The organism is Thalassobius vesicularis (genome assembly GCF_004799325.1).
Classification (GTDB): Bacteria; Pseudomonadota; Alphaproteobacteria; order Rhodobacterales; family Rhodobacteraceae; genus Thalassobius; species Thalassobius vesicularis.
Genome location: NZ_SSMD01000039.1, coordinates 1 through 373, shown reverse-complemented (window position 1 = coordinate 373; position 373 = coordinate 1). Strand labels below are relative to the sequence as shown.

The window sequence follows — 373 nt, the reverse complement described above, 5'->3', positions numbered from 1 at the left end:
ATTTTATTGTGTTGTGACGGTTTTTTGAAAAAAGATTGGGAAATATGAAAAAAGCGCTTGCGGGTCTTTGGTGAAAGCCATAGAACCCCCTTCACCGGCGGCGCTGAGGCGCTTGACGGTGGTACGGACGGAACGACGGGGCGGTGCTCTTGAGGGAAGTTCGGAACGAAATCTGAGGCATCTGACGCAGGTTGCGCCAAGAAGAACTGGCGCTTCCCGTTGATTTTGTCTCTGGGGCTTAGGCTTCGCGCTCTTTGACATTGATAATATCTGAAGAGATATGTGGGCGGTTTGGTTCATTCGATGAACAAACAACTGCATATCGGGGTCCTTAGGCTTCGGCCGATGATAGGATTTAACAGCTTCACTGTTT

Annotated in this window: 1 pseudogene; it reads right to left on the bottom strand. The window is 49.3% G+C overall.

Going from position 1 to position 373, the window contains the following annotated elements:
- Nucleotides 1-3: 3 nt before the first annotated feature.
- Nucleotides 4-373, bottom strand: a pseudogene (locus tag E7681_RS19030) (hypothetical protein); the annotation flags it as partial.